We start from the raw sequence: 20,073 nt of genomic DNA, 5'->3' as shown, positions 1-20,073 counted from the left end.
ACATACTTTGAGTACATCACATAATAGAGAGAATGTTTCGCACCGTGCACTAACGCTAAAAAGGATAGTTTAAGGATAGTTTCACACCTTCATTAGGTTTAGATGTTAATTCTAAGTCCGCTTTTATTAAGGTCGCTCTACTTTTCATATTAATTAAACCAGATCCTTTTTCTATTTCTTCCATAATAAAACCAATACCATCATCTTTTGCCGTAATTTTTAAATTATTAGGTTGATAGTTTAATGTAATATCAATGTTTTTTGCTTGGGAATATTTTACCGAATTTGATAAAAATTCTTGAATAATTCTGAAAAGTATAATTTCATGTTTAGCATCTTTAAAACTGATACGCTCCCCTATGGTTTTAAGTTCTGCTGAATGGAATTTCATTTTCTTCAAACGATTCAACTCATTCGTAATAGATTTTTCAAAACCAACATTCAAAACGACTTCATTATTTAAAGTTTTTGAAAGCGCTCGCACTTCGGATAGACTATCTTTAAGTGCATCAGTCGTGTCTTTAAATTTTTCCTTCACATCGTCGTCCACCTGCATTTTTAAAATGCTTAATTGCATGTTTGCGAATGATAATAACTGACCAATATTATCGTGTAATTCCCAACCAATATTTTTCAAGGTTTGTTCTTGCGTTTCAGTTTGTGCTTGTGTAATTTCAGCTTCAAAGGCCTGTTGTTGCTTTATTTTATCGAATAATAGTTTGTTTTTCCGCTTTAAAAAAACCACGAAAAAGATAATAACCAAGGAAGTAACAATGACTAAAACAGCAATCATATATATCAACAAGTAGCGCTCTGCCGATGTGGATGCAGGGAGCTGTTCAAAAAGTAATAAAGTATTTATAAAGTTAGTCATTTACTGGTTTTGAGATTATTAAACCCACGGTAAAGCAAGTGTACATAAATATATTAGCAAATAAAAATATGAGTCTTTTTAAATTAACAAAATTCCAATCGGCTACCGTATTATAAAAGTCAAAAAAGATAACGGGGGTTATTATCAACCACCAGAACAAGAGTCCGATACTCGCATAAAACCCGAATGTTTTAAATATACTTAAAATGGAATCACTTTGTAGAAATTCGATAAAATACAGAGTTATACAAATAAAAGTTGCTGAAAGCCCTAGAAACTGATACATTTTAGGGTGTAAAGTTGTAAAGACATCAAAATACAATGTAAAATGCCCCAGCATCATTATGCAAAACAACACCCCTATTATTTTAACTAGACGTTTATATGGCTCTAATTTTAACAAAGCATGGAAATAAAACATTATAAATAATATACTTCCAAAAAACCAAAATACGTTATACCAATTTATAATATTCACTCCTATACTTCTTAATAAATGAATAGGAAAGCTGTTAGGAGCATAAACCAACAAGGCACCTATAATCTCAATAAAGAATATATAAAATAAAAAAAATATAAAATAGCGAGTCGTAGAATTTCTATATTTATTTAAACAGGCTACCCCCGTTAAAGCTGCTAAAAACTCTAAACTATAGGTAATAAAATTAAAATTTTTGGCTAAAAATTCTATCACTAGGTATTATTTTAATTTCAGCTTCTGGTTTACAAAATATTAAAGCAAATGTAAAGGTTAAATACATGGACACATTAGCAAATAAATAGATTTGCCACCTTAAAAACATAAAATTCCAATCTCGGTTTGGATTCCCTATTTCATATACGAAATACACATCGTAAAAAGTAATTGGCGTAATAATTAGCCACCAAATAAATATTGCGGCACTAATATAAAAATTTATTGATTTATAAAAAGTCAGTATTTTATCACTTTGCAAGGTTTCTACAAAATAGAATATGGTACATAAAAACACTATAACAGCTCCCAAAATACTTATTACGGGAAAAAATCTATAAAAGAATTCTTCAAAATTAAGTATAATACAACTAACTGAAATTATTAAAAAAATAAAACTACAATACTTAATAACATCCTTAAAGAATTTAGTTTCTAAAATTTTCCTATAATAAAAGGAGAAAAACATGATGGCTCCAATCTTCCAAAACAAAGTAGCCCACCAATGGTTTTTCTGAAATATTGTTCCAATTAATATATCTAAAAATTTACCTGGATAAACATACCTAGTATAGCCTGCTATAAATTCACAAATAGTTAAGTAAACCAAAAAAAATATAAAATATTTAGTGGTTCCATTTCTATAGTTCCGAAGAAGAAACACACCTGTTAAAGCTGCAATAACTTCAACAGAATGTGTTATAATTAAATAGTTCTGTAATAAAAATTCGTTCATTCCTTATTGAGGGTATCCTCCATTACCTCCAACTCCATCATTTAATGGATCAACAGGTAAATCTTCATCATTTGGTGGTAAACTTATAAAACTTGCTTGAGATTTAGATTTTTTCCCTGTTGGCACAATAAACATGGTTGTTAAATCTTTTTTGGCTTGTCCTGCATTTTTGCCATAAACACCTAAATAGACACGAACACCCGTCATGGTGTACCCTAAACTATCTGCTTGATTTTGTGCATAACCTAAATAATTTTCAATATCGTCTAAAGACCAATATGTAGAGCGGTCGTCTTGGTTTCTTCCTTGTTTTTTCGCCGCAGAATCTACCGCTGCTTTTCTGTGTAAAGTCCAATTAGCATTTAACTCTTTTGCTTTTTCTGCTGTAATAACACCTTTAGGCTTCATGAATTTCACGAATTCTTCGTCTTCTAACTGCCTTGGGCAAAAGAAATAGGTTATTAATACACCAATAATGGCCCCGAAAATAATGTAACTTAATTTTTTCATATTAATTATGGTTAGTGAATAATATATGCCTAAAATAGTAAAAAAAGTTTCAACTGTAAGAATAAGACCAAACTATGTTGGAAAACCCAACATAGCTCCCATACCAACCGTAAATAACCAACTTCCATAAATAGCATGTTCTATAGATACTAAAAGAGTGGATTTTGTTTTATTGAAGGTTAGAGCAAACATAAATCCGCCTAAAAAAGTAATAACAAGTACTAAACCATTCTTAAAAAACAGATGTGCTAATGAAAACAAAATAGCATTCACAAAAAGAAATAACCATTCACTCTTAAACAAATAGCTATAACGCTTAAAAAAAAAGGTTCTGTAGAGTAATTCCTGAGGATACACGGAAAAGAAACTGTATATCAACAGAAATAAAATCCACATTTTGGGTTTATTAATCACCACTTCAAACAAGTCCTCCCTATCTGTAAACCACACAAAAAGACTAGTTAACAAAGCAATAAATACAAGTTTAACCAGTGTAAGTTTCCAAAAACGGGTCCAATTGAGATTGGGTGCTATCTTAAATTTTTGATTCTCAACTTTCAACAAAATATAGATTACGTATAAAAACCCGATAAGACCAAGCGATCCTTTTATAATTGGAGCATACGAAAACACAAAACTAACTGGTAACAGTATAAATATGATAAAGAGCTCGATACTTTTATATGTTTTTGACTTCATATTAAAACCCCATGGCTGTAGTGTGTTTCACTTCATTAATTACAAACATACTATGTGTGCTACCAATATGGTTGATGGAGGTTAATTTTTTAACCAAAAACTCCCTAAAGGCAGTCATATCTTTCACAATCACTTTTAATAAATAATCGTAATCGCCACTAACATGGTAACATTCAAGTACCTCTGGTAAATTAGCTACTTCTTTCTCAAATTTTACAACATAATCTTGTGTGTGCTGAATAAGCTTAATGTGACAAAAGGCTACAAACGATTTATCGACACGGTCTTTATTTACTAAAGCTACATATTTATTTATAAACCCATCTTTTTCAAGCTTTTTAATACGCTCGTAAACTGCCGTTACCGATAAATTTAACTTATTTGAAAGTTCTTTATTAGTTTGTTTACTATCACTTTGCAAAAATGCCAATAGCTTTTTATCTGTATCATCAAATATCATAATTGAAAAATTTTCGTTAAAACAGCAACTTCAGGGGAATTTACAATTATATTTTCTAAAATAAGAATGATATCCTGTTTTATAACCTAAATAAACTCATTCCTATTGTTTTTTTATCTATTAATTCTGAATTTTGTTATATAAACAACAGCACACACTATGGAATTTAAACCAGCAAGCAACATACAAGATTTACAGTACTTCGGGGAATTTGGAGGCGTAAACCCTTCCATTTCCGACTCATCAACCTACACCTTTTTATCAGCAAAAACCATGTTTGATACATTTGAAGGAAATGCTGATGGGTGTTATTTATACTCACGTCACTCATCCCCATCAAATTTATATTTAGGTGAAGCTCTTGCTGCCATGGAAGGCACTGAAACAGCTAATGTTTCGGCATCGGGCATGGGTGCCATCACTCCTGTTTTAATGCAATTATGTGGTGCTGGCGATCATATTGTGTCTAGCCGTACTATTTACGGAGGTACTTATGCTTTCTTAAAGAATTTCATACCTAGATTTAACGTAGCAACTTCATTTGTTGATATTACCAAGTTAGATGTGGTTGAAGCCGCTATTACAAAAAACACCAAAGTGTTGTATTGTGAATCGGTTAGCAACCCGCTTTTAGAAGTTGCTGATATTAAAGGTTTAGCCGCCATAGCGAAAAAGCACAACCTAAAATTAGTGGTAGATAATACGTTTTCACCTTTATCCATTTCTCCTGTAATTTTGGGTGCTGATGTGGTAATTCACAGTTTAACCAAATTTATAAACGGGTCTAGTGATACCGTTGGAGGTGTGGTTTGTGGAACTCAAGAATTTATAAACGATTTACGTAACGTAAACCAAGGGGCCTCTATGTTATTGGGATCTACCATGGATAGCTTAAGAGCTGCTTCAGTATTAAAAAACCTGCGTACTCTACATATTAGAATGCAGCAGCACAGTAAAAACGGTTTGTTTTTAGCTGAAAAATTTGAGTCTGATGGTTTAAAAACGGTATATCCCGGACTTCCATCACACCCTTCTCATGAATTATTTAAAAGCATGATGAATGCACAATATGGCTTTGGTGGTATGCTTACTTTGGATGTAGGCTCTATTGAAAAAGCCAATGAATTGATGGAACTTATGCAGAATCGTAACTTAGGCTACCTAGCTGTAAGTTTAGGCTTCTACAAAACATTGTTTAGCGCTCCAGGAACTTCTACATCCTCTGAAATACCTTTAGAAGAACAAAAAGCTATGGGTTTAACTGATGGTTTAATTCGTTTTTCTATTGGGCTAGATGACGATATAGAACGCACCTACCACATGATGCACACATGTATGAAAGAACTTGGTATTTTAGCTTAAAACTAAACAACTATAACTACTAAATCCCTTTTAGTCGTTTCCAAATATAAGCCATTGCTTTGCTAACATCCTTTCTTTTAGCTTTGAATGGCTTCATATTTAGTTGGTTATTTTCTTTAAAAAGTAACATACTAAATACTGATGTGTTAGGATTCCTTTCATCTAATAAAGGATAACGCAAATCGTTATACCTGTATTCGTTTTCTCCTATTTTATAAATACTATAATAATGGTTACTAAACCATGCGAGCCTTTTAATAGCATCACTATTTTCGGGTGTTAAATCGCGTTGTTTTGGCAACTCAATAAAATTCACAAATCGGTTTTTAGTATCAAATAACGAGTAATAGGAAACATAATAGCTGGTTTCCGATTCTGCAATCCCATACCATAAAATGGTATTAAAAATGGATGCTTGGGTACTAAATCGATTCATTTTTAATTGACTTTCAGCCATCGATTTTTTAAATATTGTGTCTATATATAACTTATTCACTACCGTTATCAACATATAAAAAGAACTCATCCCAATACCTAGTTTCAACCAAAACCGTCTTTTTAGATGTGTTCTATTGAAAAACATTAAAACAATCATACACACCAAAAATGGCAATGTATAAAAGGGATCGACCACAGCAATATTATTAAATGCAACTCTATAATTACTAAATGGAGCGAAAAGCTGTGTTCCGTAAGGGGTGAAACAATCTAAAATAGGGTGTGTAAACAGCGACCAGAAAAACAGTAACACCCAATTATTTAAGGTCGTAGTACCTAGGCGTTTTCCCGAATTATACCATTTAAAAACAATCCACCCTAAAATGAAAGCTGCCAAAACAGAAAACAAAATAGAATGCATAAACCCTCTATGAAAAAGCATGGCATCTATGCTATTATTATAAATAAGGTTACCTATATAAACGTCTAAATCTGGTATGGTTCCACCAATAGCACCAAATAACAAAGCTTTATTGCCTATTTTTTTTCCTAAAACCGCCTCACCACAAGCAGCACCTAAAACAATTTGGGTAAGTGAATCCATTAATTTTTTAAATTGATAAAACAAAAGTACACATTAAATCCATTTGCATAGATTCATCTAAAATCGTAACATTACAAAACTAATTTTCCACAATGCAAGACGATAAAAACATTTCCAAAATTAAAATAGAGAACCAAAATATTATTGAAAATAAGGAACTCAGTATCGGCGAAGCTTTAATTCCTGTAATTATTTTAATGGGTATGTTAGTGTATAACATCTTTTTTGTGGAAGATCAAGAATGGTTTGGCGCCTATACCAACCAAATTATACTTTTACTTGGTGGCTTAGTAGCTGCTGTTATAGGTTTTTTTAACAAAGTTTCTTTTCTACGTATGCTGAAAGAGATTTGGGAAAACTTAAAAAGTGTATTTGTTCCTATCATGATTTTATTTTTAGTAGGAGCCTTGGCAGGAACCTGGTTAATAAGCGGCGTAATCCCAGCGATGGTTTATTACGGATTGCAAGTATTGAATCCTTCCATATTTTTACCAGCCTCTATTATTATTTGTGCCGTTATATCGATTGCTACAGGAAGTTCTTGGACCACCTCTGCAACCGTTGGTATTGCATTAATTGGTATTGGAACTGCCTTAGGTATAGACACAGGTATGATTGCAGGTGCTGTAATATCGGGCGCTTATTTTGGTGATAAAATGTCACCACTAAGCGACACCACCAACCTCGCCCCTGCTATGGCCGGTACCGATTTGTTTACACATATTAGGTACATGACCTACACAACGGTGCCAACACTTATAGTAACACTTATCGTTTTTAGTGTTATAAGTATGAATATCGAGACTTCTGGAAATGCAGATTTAAGCGACCTACTTGCTACTATTAATACCACTTTTAACATCACCCCTTGGTTATTTACAGTGCCCGTAGTTGTAATTGCACTCATCCTTTTAAAAACAAAACCATTAGTAGCATTAACTACTGGTGTATTACTGGCAGGTGTTTTTGCTTTTATATTTCAAGCAGATGTTTTAAACAATCTTTCTGATTCTAAACTTGGAGCCGTTTTCACAGCCATAATTACCGACACACAAATTACTACCGATAATGACAAATTAAACGATCTCTTTTCTGCAGGGGGTATGCAAGGTATGATATGGACCATCTTACTTATTACCTGTGCCATGATTTTTGGTGGTATTATGGACGCTATTGGTGCACTGGCCCGAGTTACTAAAGAATTATTAAAACTTGCTCATACCGTTTTCGGATTATTTGCAAGCACCGTAATTAGCTGTTTAGGTTTAAATGCTATTGCATCAGACCAATATTTGGCCATTGTAATACCAGGAAAAATGTTTAAAAAAGCCTATGAAGACCGTGGTTTAGCTCCTGAAAACTTGAGTAGAACTTTAGAAGATTCTGGTACAGTAACCTCTGTTTTAATCCCTTGGAATACCTGTGGCGCCTACCAAAGCGGTGTTTTAGGTGTAGACACACTTCATTATGCGGGGTATGCCGTATTTAACTGGCTAAGCCCGTTTATGACACTCCTATTTGCAGGCTTACGAATAAAAATAAGAGAATTGTCAAAAAAGTAACTTCTAAAACACATCGTTTTACTTAATTTATTGTGAAGTTGACAATATAGTAGACTCTATTTTGCCAAATTAACAAAAAACACCTCAAAATTCTAAATCCATTTTTAATAGCTATTACTCCATAGGTTTTACTAATTGATAAATTATTAAAGTTGCTAGAACTAGTATTAAGTTTGCATCAAATAAAATATTAATAATTAAAATTTGAATATGGCATTAGTAGGAAAAAAATTCCCGAATTTAAGCGTTAACGCAATGAATGATATGGGCGATACTTTTAAAGTAAACGTTCTTGAAGAAGCAGTAAACAATAAGAAAAAAGTAGTTTTATTCTGGTACCCAAAAGATTTTACTTTTGTTTGCCCAACAGAATTACACGCATTTCAAGCAGCTTTAGGTGAATTTGAAAAAAGAAATACTTTGGTTATTGGTGCATCTTGTGATACTGCAGAAGTGCATTTCGCATGGTTAAGTGCAGCAAAAGATAACGGTGGTATTGAAGGTGTTACATACCCATTATTAGCAGATTCTAACAGAAACTTAGCTTCTACTTTAGGTATTCTAGATATTACAAACGAACAATACAACGACGAAACTGGAGTTGTAACTGTTGATGGTGATAACGTAACTTACAGAGCTACTTATATTATTGATGAAGAAGGAACTGTACAACACGAAAGTGTTAACAACATGCCACTTGGTAGAAATGTAAATGAGTATTTACGTTTAATTGATGCGCTAACACACGTGCAAGAAAAAGGTGAAGTATGTCCTGCAAACTGGGAAGAAGGTAAGATAGCCATGCAACCAAATGCTAAAGGAACTGCTGAATACCTAAAAGCACACTCAAACTAATTCTATTATGGTTAAGGAATTAGAACAAGATAATTTAACCGAATTAGTATCAAGTAACGGTACTGTAATCGTTCAATATTCTGCTAGCTGGTGTGGTAATTGCCGCATTATGAAGCCAAAATTCAAAAAATTGGCAACAGAAAATGAAAACATTACGTTTGTTATGGCCGATGCCGAAAAGTTTCCAGAATCAAGAAAATTAGCAACTGTAGATAATTTACCTACGTTTGCTACTTTCAAAAATGGCGCTTTTATAAATCAGGTTCAAACAAATAAATTCGAAGTTTTAAAAGAACTCGTTAACGAAGTTATTTAAATTATATTAATGTTTAATCGGGCGCAGTCGAGGCTACAAACAACTCAACTGCGTTTGATGAAACAAAACAAATCATTACCATGAAGTTACCTGTTATTAAACATTTAACACAGTTTATTGAAGACAATGATGAAGATTTCGTTATCGAAACCATTGAAACTTTAGAGGCATTAACAGAAGTGTCTTCGTTAAAAGATGAAGAATTAGATGTTATTGGAGAACTTATTTCCAATATGTATGGCGCTGTTGAAGTTAATAAAATGATTAAAGACGGTACCCCTAAAAAAGAAGCTCTAAACAATTTTATGAGCAGAGTTTTAGGCTCTATAGATAAATAATACTGAGTATTTTAAAAGCATAAAAAAAGCCACTTTTCTTAATTTGAAAAGTGGCTTTTTTATTTTATATAATGATGTACTAGGCTAAATCAAAACGATCTAAATTCATCACCTTATTCCAGGCAGCAACAAAATCATTCACAAATTTTTCTTTGGAACCTTCACTCGCATACACTTCTGCTATGGCACGTAACTCCGAGTTCGAACCAAAAATTAAATCGGCTCTCGACCCTGTCCAGTTAACAGCACCAGTTTTGCGATCATGACCTTCAAAAACTTCATCAGAATCTGAAGATTTTTTCCACTCATTTCTCATATCAAGTAAATTCACAAAGAAATCATTAGTAAGCGCCCCAGAATTAGTGGTAAACACACCTTGCTTCGAGCCATTAAAATTGGTTCCCAAAACACGCATTCCTCCAACAAGCACTGTCATTTCAGGTGCTGTTAAAGTGAGTAATTGTGCTTTATCAATTAATAACGCTTCGGTTGATACATCGAATTTCGTTTTACGGTAATTTCTAAATCCATCTGCATAAGGCTCTAAATATTTAAACGAATCAACTTCAGTTTGTTCTTGCGAAGCATCCATACGTCCTGGTGTAAAAGGCACTTCTACAGCATGTCCTGCATTTTTTGCAGCCTTTTCAACGCCCGCACAACCTGCTAACACAATTAAATCTGCTATAGAAACTTTTTTATCACCTGTATTAAACTCTTTTTGTATGCCTTCAAGTATAGATAAAACCTGTGCTAATTGAGCTGGGTTATTAACTTCCCAATCTTTTTGAGGTACTAAACGAATACGTGCCCCATTGGCACCACCTCGTTTATCAGACCCACGAAAAGTGGATGCGGACGCCCAAGCTGTAGAAACTAATTGTGAAACCGATAAACCTGAACTTAATATTTTAGCTTTCAAACTCGCTACATCATTCTGATCTACCAACTTATGGTTTACAGCCGGAATAGGATCTTGCCAAATAAGTTCTTCTTTAGGCACTTCTGGTCCCAAATAGCGAACTATAGGCCCCATATCACGATGTGTTAGTTTATACCAAGCCCGTGCAAAAGCATCTGCAAATTCATCTGGATTTTCTAAAAATCGTTTTGATATTTTTCCATATGCAGGATCAAAACGTAAAGATAAATCGGTGGTTAACATGGTTGGCAAGTGTTTTTTAGAACCATCGAAAGCATCTGGAATAGAAGCTTCTGCATGTTTAGCCACCCATTGTATAGCGCCTGCAGGACTTTTTGTTTGTTCCCATTCGTAACCAAATAAATTTTCAAAAAAGAGATTGCTCCATTTTGTTGGTGTTTGTGTCCAGATAACTTCAGGACCACCTGTAATAGCATCTGCACCTTTTCCAGATTTATAGGTGTTTTTCCAACCAAAACCTTGCTCTTCTATAGAGGCTGCTTCTGGTTCTACTCCTATATACTGCCCTGGATCTGCTGCACCATGAGTTTTCCCAAAAGAGTGACCACCAGCAATTAGCGCTACGGTTTCTTCATCATTCATAGCCATACGCTTAAAGGTTTCTCTAATATCTACAGCAGCCGAAAGTGGATCACCATTTCCATTAGGTCCTTCAGGATTTACATAAATTAAACCCATAACCACAGCGGCTAGAGGATCTTCCAAATCACGTTCACCTGAATAGCGTTTATCATCTAACCAAGTCGTTTCAGAACCCCAATACACATCTTCTTCTGGTTCCCATACATCTTCACGACCTCCAGCAAATCCAAAAGTTTCAAAACCCATCGATTCTAAAGCCACATTACCAGACAAAACCATAAGGTCTGCCCAAGATATTTTATTACCATATTTTTGCTTTATAGGCCAAAGTAGGCGCCTTGCTTTATCTAAACTAGCATTATCTGGCCAACTATTAAGTGGCGCAAAACGTTGTTGCCCTGCACCCGCACCACCACGACCATCACCTATACGATATGTACCTGCACTGTGCCATGCCAAACGGATGAATAACCCACCGTAGTGACCAAAATCTGCCGGCCACCAATCTTGCGAATCGGTCATTAAATTAGTTAAATCTTTTTTTAATGCACTTAGGTCTAATTTATTAAAAGCTTCAGCATAGTTAAAATCGTCTCCCAATGGGTTCGTTAAAGACGAATGTTGTCGCAAAATATTTAATTTCAACCTATTAGGCCACCAATCTTGATTCTTTGTTCCACCGCCAGCAACCTGCTTAGGAGCAGCACCGGCAAACGGACATTTACCACCCGAGGCACTTGAATGCATGTTATTTTCCATTATTATATAGTTTTTATGTTATTCTGAATACCCTAAAGTTATGAATTACTAAATAAAAAACAGCATAACCCTATCTATATAAATTATGTTTTAATTGATAAAACTTATTTACACATGCTACTAACTCCATAACATAAGAAAAGCTGCTTCATAAAAAATGAAGCGGCTCCTTAAAATTAACTTAACAACTAAATAATTATGAACTTATTTACGATTTTGGTAATAATACAGCATCAATAACATGTATCACTCCGTTAGATTGATTTACGTCTGCAATAGTAACCATAGCAGCGTTTCCATTTTCATCTGTAATAAATACGTCTTTACCTTTTAACCACGCGGTAATAGTACCACCACTTACCGTTTTTATAGATGCTTTTCCGTTACCATCTTTAATCATTTTTAAAATATCTTTTGCATTCCATTTTCCTGCCACAACGTGGTACGTTAAAACAGTTTGTAATGTTTCTTTATTTTCTGGCTTTAGAAGTGTGTCTACAGTGCCCATTGGTAACTTATCAAATGCTGCATTTGTTGGAGCAAAAACAGTAAATGGACCTTCACTCATTAAAACATCAACCAAATCTGCAGCTTTAACAGCAGCAACTAGTGTGGTGTGATCTTTAGAATTTACGGCATTCTCAACAATATTCTTACTTGGGTACATCGCAGCACCACCAACCATTTTAGTATCTTCTTTCATCATCTTGTTTTGGGCTATTAAACCTTGACCCATAAAAAGTGTGATTGCAAAAACAGTAGTGGCTATTAAATTTGATTTTTTCATGTTAACGTTTTTTTTTATTTGTTTATACCCTACTAACGCATCTTTGTAAATGTCGGTTTTTGAAAATCATTCCTTTAACAAAGTATTAACAAATGGATTTATAAAATATAAGGTCAATTTGAGCTTAGCACTTAATAATTACTTATTTTTAACAAAATTTAAAAGACATTAAAATGGCTACAGTAACATTAAAAGGAACACCAATAGAAACCTCTGGCGAACTACCTAAAGTTGGTACAAAAGCACCTGATTTCACATTAACAGCAACCGATTTATCTTCGAAAAAATTAAGTGATTTTACAGGAAGTAGATTAGTTTTAAACATTTTCCCAAGTGTTGATACAGGAACTTGTGCTCAATCTGTGAGACAATTTAACCAAGAAGCTAGTGAATTAGAAAACACAACTGTACTTTGTATATCTCACGATTTACCATTTGCATTAAACCGTTTTTGTGGTGCTGAAGGTTTAAACAACGTAGTAAGCTTATCTGATTATAAAGATGGTAGCTTCGGAAAAAGTTATGGCGTAAACTTTATTACAGGTCCGTTAGAAGCATTACATTCTCGTAGTGTGGTTGTTTTAGATGAAAACGGTACTATTTTATATACCGAACAAGTTGCTGAAACAGTAGACGAACCTAATTATAAAGCGGCATTAGAAGCTTTATACGCTTAATTAGTTACGCAATTAAATGACCAAAAAAGAATCCTTCGTTGCCAACCGCATAAAAAGTGTTGGTTACGCTTTTAAAGGCGCCATCTTGCTTTTAAAAAATGAAGCTAGTGTAAAAGTGCAACTTACAATAGCTTTAATAGTTACGGCCGCAGGATTCTTTTTTCATATTTCTTCAACCGAATGGATTACTCAACTTTTAGCCATAGCCCTGGTTATGAGTATGGAAGGTGTAAATACCGCTATAGAAGAAATGGCAAATTTTATTCACCCAGAGCACCATCCAAAAATTGGCTTAATAAAAGATATTGCTGCAGGTGCTGTATTTTTTTCTTCTATTTTCGCTATTATTATCGGACTTATTATCTATTTACCAAAGATTTTTTAAATACTATAACCTGTAGGTTAAACGTTAGTAATTTGTATTTTTGTTGCGTCGCTTTTGCGATTCAACCCCGAACTTTTTTCGGGATCTCAATTTGAAACTGTAAAGCATTAATGGCGAAGAAAAAAACCGATACCAAAAAACCACCTAGAAAACAATTTAAAATGCCGAATTTTAAGTTATCAAACCAGCAAAAACTGGTGTTTGGTAGCTTTTTAGTCATTTTTGGTATAATCCTTTTCATGGCATTCCTTTCATACCTTTTTACGGGTGAAGCAGACCAAAGTACCCTATCTGATTTTGCATCGCGTGATGTAAAAACAGAAAACTGGGTAAGCAAATCGGGAGCGTGGTTAAGCGATTTCTTTATTCAACGCGGATTTGGAATTTCAGCATTTATCATTTCTGGGCTTATTTTTTTATCGGGAGTTTACGTGTTGATGAATTCAAGTAAAGCCAAACTAAGAACCCATTGGTTTTGGGGTATGCTTATTGTTATTTGGCTATCTGTCCTATTCGGTTTTTTCGGAAATACCACCGATATTCTTGGAGGCACTATTGGTTTCGAAGTAAACATGTATCTGCAAGATTATATTGGAAAAATAGGTACTATCCTCCTACTCCTTTTTGGGTTGATCACCTATTTAGCCATTCGTTTTAAAGTAACTTTTGAGAGTATTTCTGCTATTTTCAAATCGGCAAAAAACAATATTAAAGACGATTTAGAAAATATAAACAACGACGAGCCTGTTATAGCTTTTGATAATAACCTTTCGGAAGAAGCAGCAGCTATAAAATCGGCTTTTGAAATTCCTGTAGGAAAGAATGAACCTGTTTTAAAAAGAGAACCCAAACCCGTAGTGGAATCGGCACCATTAGTGGTTAAAACTCCTATTAAAGAGGAAGTTGAAGATGATGACGATTTAGATATTGAAATAGAAGTTGAAAAAGTAGCTGAAGAAGCCTCTGAAAGTGATAACCTTTCAAATAAACTCGTGGAAGATTTTGGGCAATTCGACCCAACGCTTGAATTATCAAAATATCAATTTCCGCCATTAGACTTACTTAAAAAATATGATTCTGAAGGGATTACCATCAACCAAGAAGAATTAGAAGAAAATAAAAACAGAATTGTAGACACCCTAAAAAATTACAATATTGGTATTGCTAGTATTAAAGCAACCATAGGGCCAACTGTAACACTTTATGAAATTGTGCCAGATGCTGGTATCCGAATTTCAAAAATTAAAAACTTAGAAGACGATATTGCCTTATCGCTTTCTGCTTTGGGTATTCGTATTATTGCCCCTATTCCGGGTAAAGGAACTATTGGTATTGAGGTACCTAATAAAAACTCAACCATTGTTTCCATGCGTTCGGTTATTGCGTCTAAAAGGTTTCAAACCTCTGATATGCAGTTACCAATTGCCTTGGGTAAAACCATTAGTAACGAAACCTTTGTAGTCGATTTAGCTAAAATGCCTCACTTACTTATGGCTGGTGCTACCGGACAAGGTAAATCGGTTGGGTTAAATGCTGTACTAACTTCGTTACTTTATAAAAAACACCCTGCCGAAGTAAAATTTGTTTTGGTAGATCCTAAAAAAGTGGAACTTACACTTTTTAATAAAATAGAACGCCATTATTTAGCAAAGTTACCAGATAGTGAAGACGCTATTATTACAGATAACACCAAGGTAATCAATACGTTAAATTCACTTTGTATTGAGATGGATAATCGATACGAGTTACTTAAAAATGCACTTTGTAGAAACATTGCCGAATACAATGTGAAATTCAAAGCCCGTAAATTAAACCCGAATGATGGTCATCAATTTTTACCATATATTGTGTTGGTGGTTGATGAGTTTGCCGATTTAATTATGACTGCCGGTAAAGAAGTTGAAACACCCATTGCTCGTTTAGCGCAATTAGCGCGTGCCATTGGTATTCACTTAATTATTGCCACGCAACGTCCGTCTGTTAACGTTATCACCGGTATTATTAAAGCGAATTTCCCGGCACGTATAGCGTTTAGGGTAACTTCTAAAATAGATTCTAGAACCATTTTAGATGGCTCGGGTGCCGACCAACTTATTGGTCGTGGAGACATGCTTTACACACAAGGAAACGATTTAATTCGAGTACAATGTGCTTTTGTAGACACTCCTGAAGTTGAAAAAATAACCGATTATATTGGTTCGCAAAAAGCATATCCAGACGCCTATTTACTGCCAGAATATGTTGGTGAGGAAAGTGGCACAAGTCTTGATATAGATATTTCAGACCGTGATAAACTATTTAGAGAAGCCGCCGAAGTTATTGTTACAGCACAACAAGGTTCCGCATCTTTATTACAACGTAAATTAAAACTAGGTTACAACCGTGCAGGTAGATTAATTGACCAATTAGAAGCCGCTGGTATTGTTGGGCCGTTTGAAGGTAGTAAAGCTAGAATGGTGTTGGTTACCGACTTAGTCGCATTAGATAAACATTTAGAAAATGAAACTTTATAATAAAAATTTTATGAAAATTAAGAATATCATATTAGCCCTAATAATAACAGCATCCTTTAACGGTTTTGCTCAAAACAAGGCTAAAACACTGTTAAATCAAGTATCACAGAAGGTTAAAAGTTACACGAATATTTCTATTGATTTTAAGTATGTTTTAGAAAATACTACTGAAAAAATAAAACAAGAAACCAAAGGTGATGTGGTGATGCAAGGTGACAAGTATAAATTAAACATCCTTGGTGTAACTCGTCTTTTTGATGGAAAGAAACTTTATAGTATTAGTACCGAAGATGAAGAAGTAACCATTTCATCTGAAACAAATAACGAAGAAGGCGCTATTACACCTAGTAAAATGTTATCATTTTATGAAGATGGATACACTTACGCTATGGATATTGAGCAAAATGTTAATGGCAGAAAAATACAATTGGTTAAGCTTACTCCCATAGACTCAAAATCTGAAATAAAATATATTCTTTTAGGTATAGACACCCAAACCAAGCATATCTATAATTTAATTCAAATTGGTAAAAACGGCACAAAAACCACACTTACGGTGAATTCTTTTAAAACAAACGAGCCTTTATCAAAAACCTTATTTACCTTTGATGCTAATAAATACAAAGGGTATTATATTAACAAGCTTAATTAACTAGATATTATTGTATTTAATTAAAATAGAAATCTGCCTGAAAAAAGCCGATTTTATAATTAGATTATTGAAATTTATAGGGTGAAAATACTAGACCGTTACATACTAACTACATATTTTAAAACTTTTTTCAGCGTGTTTATTATACTCATGCTGATTTTTGTTTTACAAACAATCTGGCTTTATATTAGAGAATTATCTGGTAAAGATTTAGATATCGGTATCATTTTTAAGTTTTTGTTTTATTTCACACCAAAACTGATACCGCTCGTTTTACCACTTACCATCCTATTAGCATCCATCATGGTATTTGGTAGTTTTGCCGAAAACTATGAGTTTGCCGCCATGAAATCAACAGGGATTTCATTACAACGTGCCATGTCTGGACTTAGTATTTTTATTGTTATTTTAGGAGTAGTCACCTTCTTCTTTTCTAACAATGTCATTCCTTGGGCAGAATTAAACTCCTACAATTTACGACGAAATATTGCCAAATTAAAACCTGCCATGTTACTCGCAGAAGGGCAATTTAATGAAATTGAAGGCACTGCGTACAATATAAAGTTTGATGATAAATATGGCGATCAAGATCAATTTCTAGACAATGTTACTATTCATATAAAAGGGAATGATGGCAGAAGCAACGCTACAACTATAAAATCTAAAAGTGGTGAACTTGCCAGTGAAAAGGATTCCAACGTTTTAAAACTTATTTTATTAGATGGGAATTACTATAGTGATGTGTCTTCGACCAACCAAAAATCTAGGAACAAAAAACCATTTGCTAAAAGCACCTTTGAAAAGTATATTATAAATATCGATTTATCTGAAATGAGTAATGTCGATTTTGACGAACAGTCTCAAACCGATAAATATAACATGCTCGATGTTGTTGGTTTGCATAAAACCATCGATTCATTAAAAGCAAAAAAAGTAACAACCCAAGAAATATTAACTAAAAACTTATTTCAACGGTCGAATATTGTTTTAAACAGGAAGGTTGAAAAAACAGAAACAGATTCTATATACTTAGCGCCTCTTCTAGATATTTTCAATACCCAAGAAAAATTCGAACTCGTAGATGCTTCATTAAAAAGTACAGCAAGTTCTAAGCAAGTAATTACAACCAATCAAGCTACCAGTAAAATATCTAAAGAATGGCTTAATAAACACATTATTTCGTTTCACGAGAAATTTGCTTTGGCATTTGCATGTATTATTTTATTCTTTGTAGGGGCTCCACTTGGCGCATTAATTCGTAAAGGAGGTATTGGATTACCCATGGTTATCGCTATTGTACTCTTTTTAACCTATCACTTTATTGGTATTTTCGCAACAAACAGTGCCAAAAACGGCAGTTTCAGTCCTATACTCGCTAGCTGGTTTTCAACACTGGTAATGCTCCCATTGGGTATCTTTTTAACACGACGAGCAACAGCTGACAAAGGCTTATTTGAATTTGACAGCCTTCTTGATCCTCTGAAAAAAATGCTAAATATAAAGGAAAAGGATAGTGTTGATTATAAATTCCTTTTTTCATATAAAAACGACGAATTAGTTGAATTAATTAACAACTATGAAACTCTTGGGCATGCAGAAGCATGTCGCTACGAAGCTTTCAAAATTTTACAGGAACGTGGCATAACAACAAACCAATTACGAGAAGACGGGCTATCGCTTCATCCTAATTTTGATGATTCCATACGTATTGCAAAAGATTATAAAGACCATGCCAAATTCGCACTCATACTTTTCTGTGTGGGCGTCATTTTACTGGTACTCCATTTCGTTTTTAAGAACAATAAATTACCATCTCTAGCATCAGCTTCCATTCAACTTAGCATCGTGTCATTGGTTTTATACATGACTTACTATGTTAAATCTGTACTGAATGTGTTCAGTTTTTACTTCAGAATAAACAAAAAAGAAAAAACACCAAATCTGATTCTTTTAATTATAGGAATCCCTTTATATTTTATTGCTTATCTATTTTTAAACAGTAAAATGAATGAAGACTTAAAGCTAAATTGTTTAGAGTCTTTAAAATAAGCAATACCTTTGCTAAATTATTAATGATACCATGACACAAAACACCAACAAAGAGTTTAAACTTGATACTATTCACGATGCCATTGAAGCCATTAGAAATGGTGAAGTTATTATCGTTGTAGATGATGAAAATCGTGAAAACGAAGGTGACTTTTTAGCTGCTGCTGAAAAAGTGACTCCAGAAATGATCAACTTTATGGCTACTGAAGGTCGTGGTTTAATTTGTGCTCCACTTACAGAAACCCGTTGCAAAGAGTTAGATCTTGAAATGATGGTACGTAACAATACCGACCATATGGAAACTGCTTTTACTGTTTCAGTAGATTTAAAAGGACAAGGAGTTACTACTGGTATTTCTGCAAGTGATCGATCTCAAACCGTAAAAGCGCTTATAGACCCCAATACCAAACCATTTGACTTAGCAAGACCAGGACATATTTTTCCTTTAGTTGCTAAAGAAGGTGGTGTATTAAGACGTACTGGGCATACCGAAGCTGCTATAGATTTTGCAAGACTTGCTGGCTTAAAACCCGCAGGTGTTATTGTTGAAATCATGAATGAAGATGGTACCATGGCGCGTTTACCACAACTGATGAAAGTTGCTGAAAAACTAAATGTTAGAATCGTTTCTATTGAAGATTTGGTTGCCTACAGAATGCAACACGACTCATTAATTGAGAAAAAAGAAGATTTTGAAATAGAAACCCGCTTTGGAAGTTTTAGATTAAGAGCTTACAAACAAACCACGAATAAACAAATACATATAGCACTTACAAAAGGTACTTGGAAAGATAATGAAGAGGTGCTTACAAGAATAAATTCTACATTAATTAATAACGATATTTTAGGGACACTTACCAATAATGTAGATGCTCAATTAGAAAATATGTTTCAGGTAATTAATAACGAAGGTAAAGGCGCCATCATCTTTATTAATCAGGAATCGCAATCTATGAATATATTGAATAGATTAGCTGTTTTAAAAGAAAATCAACAGCCAAACACCGTTTTTAGAGCTCCTAAAATTGACATGGATACCCGTGACTTTGGAATTGGCGCTCAAATATTACACGATTTAAACATTCATAAATTACGCTTAATTTCTAACACCAAACAAACCAAACGTGTTGGTTTAATTGGTTATGGTTTAGAAATTGTTGAGTATGTGACTTATTAATAATAACTCCTTTACTTACTTTATAACTGGTCTAATTCATTTTTTTAGTGAATATTCGCATAGTTTTTAGGCTTCAATTAATTTAAAACAAATTGAGATTT

Annotated in this window: 19 protein-coding genes; 11 read left to right on the top strand and 8 right to left on the bottom strand. The window is 33.8% G+C overall.

Translation table 11 applies throughout. The annotated features are described in order from the left end of the window. Positions 1-55: 55 nt before the first annotated feature. The 5 genes from Q5N74_RS10370 to Q5N74_RS10350 form a co-directional block, all read right to left on the bottom strand. Positions 56-874 carry a sensor histidine kinase gene (locus Q5N74_RS10370; RefSeq protein ID WP_304388723.1) on the bottom strand — a complete coding sequence of 273 codons (819 nt, stop codon included), beginning with the start codon at positions 872-874 and terminating at the stop codon, positions 56-58. Positions 875-1,539: 665 nt separating this feature from the next. After that, complete coding sequence (locus Q5N74_RS10365) at positions 1,540-2,304, bottom strand: hypothetical protein (RefSeq protein ID WP_304388722.1); 765 nt, start codon at positions 2,302-2,304, stop codon at positions 1,540-1,542. 3 nt (positions 2,305-2,307) lie between these two features. After that, the gene (locus Q5N74_RS10360) at positions 2,308-2,814 is read right to left on the bottom strand and encodes a hypothetical protein (protein WP_304388721.1); all 507 of its coding nucleotides are present in this window, start codon (positions 2,812-2,814) and stop codon (positions 2,308-2,310) included. A gap of 72 nt (positions 2,815-2,886) precedes the next feature. Continuing rightward, positions 2,887-3,513, bottom strand: coding sequence for a CPBP family intramembrane glutamic endopeptidase (locus Q5N74_RS10355; RefSeq protein WP_304388720.1), 627 nt, complete (start codon positions 3,511-3,513; stop codon positions 2,887-2,889). A gap of 1 nt (position 3,514) precedes the next feature. Then, positions 3,515-3,973, bottom strand: coding sequence for an Lrp/AsnC family transcriptional regulator (locus tag Q5N74_RS10350; RefSeq protein ID WP_304388719.1), 459 nt, complete (start codon positions 3,971-3,973; stop codon positions 3,515-3,517). Positions 3,974-4,132: 159 nt separating this feature from the next. Here Q5N74_RS10350 and Q5N74_RS10345 point away from each other — a divergent pair, with 159 nt between their 5' ends. Continuing rightward, positions 4,133-5,335, top strand: coding sequence for an aminotransferase class I/II-fold pyridoxal phosphate-dependent enzyme (locus Q5N74_RS10345; RefSeq protein ID WP_304388718.1), 1,203 nt, complete (start codon positions 4,133-4,135; stop codon positions 5,333-5,335). Between the two features lie 19 nt (positions 5,336-5,354). Here the strand turns inward: Q5N74_RS10345 and Q5N74_RS10340 are convergent, their stop codons facing one another. Further along, positions 5,355-6,377 (bottom strand): metal-dependent hydrolase, encoded by a 1,023-nt coding sequence (locus Q5N74_RS10340; protein ID WP_304388717.1) that lies wholly within the window; start codon positions 6,375-6,377, stop codon positions 5,355-5,357. Between the two features lie 92 nt (positions 6,378-6,469). Between Q5N74_RS10340 and nhaC the strand changes: the two genes are divergently transcribed. The 4 genes from nhaC to Q5N74_RS10320 all read left to right on the top strand — a co-directional run bounded on the left by nhaC (position 6,470) and on the right by Q5N74_RS10320 (position 9,448). Further along, the gene (gene nhaC, locus Q5N74_RS10335) at positions 6,470-7,939 is read left to right on the top strand and encodes a Na+/H+ antiporter NhaC (RefSeq protein WP_304388716.1); all 1,470 of its coding nucleotides are present in this window, start codon (positions 6,470-6,472) and stop codon (positions 7,937-7,939) included. Between the two features lie 210 nt (positions 7,940-8,149). Continuing rightward, positions 8,150-8,794 (top strand): peroxiredoxin, encoded by a 645-nt coding sequence (locus Q5N74_RS10330; RefSeq protein WP_304388715.1) that lies wholly within the window; start codon positions 8,150-8,152, stop codon positions 8,792-8,794. A 7-nt stretch (positions 8,795-8,801) separates the two neighbouring features. Continuing rightward, positions 8,802-9,110 carry a co-chaperone YbbN gene (locus Q5N74_RS10325; protein ID WP_304388714.1) on the top strand — a complete coding sequence of 103 codons (309 nt, stop codon included), beginning with the start codon at positions 8,802-8,804 and terminating at the stop codon, positions 9,108-9,110. Between the two features lie 80 nt (positions 9,111-9,190). Next, positions 9,191-9,448 (top strand): hypothetical protein, encoded by a 258-nt coding sequence (locus tag Q5N74_RS10320; RefSeq protein WP_304388713.1) that lies wholly within the window; start codon positions 9,191-9,193, stop codon positions 9,446-9,448. A 79-nt stretch (positions 9,449-9,527) separates the two neighbouring features. On the opposite strand, the gene katG is transcribed toward Q5N74_RS10320, so the two are convergent. Both katG and Q5N74_RS10310 read right to left on the bottom strand, forming a co-directional pair. Next, the gene (katG, locus tag Q5N74_RS10315) at positions 9,528-11,732 is read right to left on the bottom strand and encodes a catalase/peroxidase HPI (RefSeq protein WP_304388712.1); all 2,205 of its coding nucleotides are present in this window, start codon (positions 11,730-11,732) and stop codon (positions 9,528-9,530) included. 208 nt (positions 11,733-11,940) lie between these two features. Continuing rightward, on the bottom strand, positions 11,941-12,468 hold the full coding sequence (locus Q5N74_RS10310; RefSeq protein WP_304388809.1) for a fasciclin domain-containing protein: 528 nt from the start codon (positions 12,466-12,468) through the stop codon (positions 11,941-11,943). A gap of 224 nt (positions 12,469-12,692) precedes the next feature. On the opposite strand from Q5N74_RS10310, the gene tpx reads away from it, so the two are divergent. From tpx to ribB, 6 genes are all read left to right on the top strand, one after another. Next, positions 12,693-13,196: a thiol peroxidase gene (gene tpx / locus Q5N74_RS10305; protein ID WP_304388711.1), complete on the top strand. Its 504-nt coding sequence runs from the start codon at positions 12,693-12,695 to the stop codon at positions 13,194-13,196. A gap of 16 nt (positions 13,197-13,212) precedes the next feature. Beyond that, positions 13,213-13,581, top strand: coding sequence for a diacylglycerol kinase family protein (locus Q5N74_RS10300; protein ID WP_304388710.1), 369 nt, complete (start codon positions 13,213-13,215; stop codon positions 13,579-13,581). A gap of 110 nt (positions 13,582-13,691) precedes the next feature. Next, complete coding sequence (locus Q5N74_RS10295) at positions 13,692-16,094, top strand: DNA translocase FtsK (protein WP_304388709.1); 2,403 nt, start codon at positions 13,692-13,694, stop codon at positions 16,092-16,094. A 10-nt stretch (positions 16,095-16,104) separates the two neighbouring features. Continuing rightward, positions 16,105-16,746, top strand: coding sequence for an outer membrane lipoprotein carrier protein LolA (locus Q5N74_RS10290; RefSeq protein ID WP_304388708.1), 642 nt, complete (start codon positions 16,105-16,107; stop codon positions 16,744-16,746). An 81-nt stretch (positions 16,747-16,827) separates the two neighbouring features. Then, a complete protein-coding gene (locus Q5N74_RS10285; RefSeq protein ID WP_369686026.1) occupies positions 16,828-18,795 on the top strand; it encodes an LptF/LptG family permease in 1,968 nt (655 codons plus the stop codon). A gap of 31 nt (positions 18,796-18,826) precedes the next feature. Further along, the gene (ribB, locus tag Q5N74_RS10280; protein ID WP_304388707.1) at positions 18,827-19,972 is read left to right on the top strand and encodes a 3,4-dihydroxy-2-butanone-4-phosphate synthase; all 1,146 of its coding nucleotides are present in this window, start codon (positions 18,827-18,829) and stop codon (positions 19,970-19,972) included. Positions 19,973-20,073: the final 101 nt, after the last annotated feature.

Origin of the sequence: Mariniflexile sp. AS56 (assembly GCF_030552475.1) — a bacterium.
Classification (GTDB): domain Bacteria; phylum Bacteroidota; class Bacteroidia; order Flavobacteriales; family Flavobacteriaceae; genus Mariniflexile.
Note: the sequence above shows the minus strand (reverse complement) of the source record. Positions and strands in the feature narration are given on the sequence as shown.

Excerpts from the sequence above, each read along its gene's own strand:
- Q5N74_RS10295 (WP_304388709.1), top strand. The coding sequence starts at position 13,692 with ATGGCGAAGAAAAAAACCGATACCAAAAAACCACCTAGAAAACAATTT.
- katG (WP_304388712.1), bottom strand. The coding sequence starts at position 11,732 with ATGGAAAATAACATGCATTCAAGTGCCTCGGGTGGTAAATGTCCGTTT.
- nhaC (WP_304388716.1), top strand. The coding sequence starts at position 6,470 with ATGCAAGACGATAAAAACATTTCCAAAATTAAAATAGAGAACCAAAAT.
- Q5N74_RS10325 (WP_304388714.1), top strand. The coding sequence starts at position 8,802 with ATGGTTAAGGAATTAGAACAAGATAATTTAACCGAATTAGTATCAAGT.
- Q5N74_RS10290 (WP_304388708.1), top strand. The coding sequence starts at position 16,105 with ATGAAAATTAAGAATATCATATTAGCCCTAATAATAACAGCATCCTTT.
- ribB (WP_304388707.1), top strand. The coding sequence starts at position 18,827 with ATGACACAAAACACCAACAAAGAGTTTAAACTTGATACTATTCACGAT.
- Q5N74_RS10370 (WP_304388723.1), bottom strand. The coding sequence starts at position 874 with ATGACTAACTTTATAAATACTTTATTACTTTTTGAACAGCTCCCTGCA.
- Q5N74_RS10345 (WP_304388718.1), top strand. The coding sequence starts at position 4,133 with ATGGAATTTAAACCAGCAAGCAACATACAAGATTTACAGTACTTCGGG.
- Q5N74_RS10355 (WP_304388720.1), bottom strand. The coding sequence starts at position 3,513 with ATGAAGTCAAAAACATATAAAAGTATCGAGCTCTTTATCATATTTATA.
- Q5N74_RS10340 (WP_304388717.1), bottom strand. The coding sequence starts at position 6,377 with ATGGATTCACTTACCCAAATTGTTTTAGGTGCTGCTTGTGGTGAGGCG.
- Q5N74_RS10350 (WP_304388719.1), bottom strand. The coding sequence starts at position 3,973 with ATGATATTTGATGATACAGATAAAAAGCTATTGGCATTTTTGCAAAGT.
- Q5N74_RS10330 (WP_304388715.1), top strand. The coding sequence starts at position 8,150 with ATGGCATTAGTAGGAAAAAAATTCCCGAATTTAAGCGTTAACGCAATG.
- Q5N74_RS10320 (WP_304388713.1), top strand. The coding sequence starts at position 9,191 with ATGAAGTTACCTGTTATTAAACATTTAACACAGTTTATTGAAGACAAT.
- Q5N74_RS10360 (WP_304388721.1), bottom strand. The coding sequence starts at position 2,814 with ATGAAAAAATTAAGTTACATTATTTTCGGGGCCATTATTGGTGTATTA.
- Q5N74_RS10365 (WP_304388722.1), bottom strand. The coding sequence starts at position 2,304 with ATGAACGAATTTTTATTACAGAACTATTTAATTATAACACATTCTGTT.
- Q5N74_RS10300 (WP_304388710.1), top strand. The coding sequence starts at position 13,213 with ATGACCAAAAAAGAATCCTTCGTTGCCAACCGCATAAAAAGTGTTGGT.
- tpx (WP_304388711.1), top strand. The coding sequence starts at position 12,693 with ATGGCTACAGTAACATTAAAAGGAACACCAATAGAAACCTCTGGCGAA.
- Q5N74_RS10310 (WP_304388809.1), bottom strand. The coding sequence starts at position 12,468 with ATGGGTCAAGGTTTAATAGCCCAAAACAAGATGATGAAAGAAGATACT.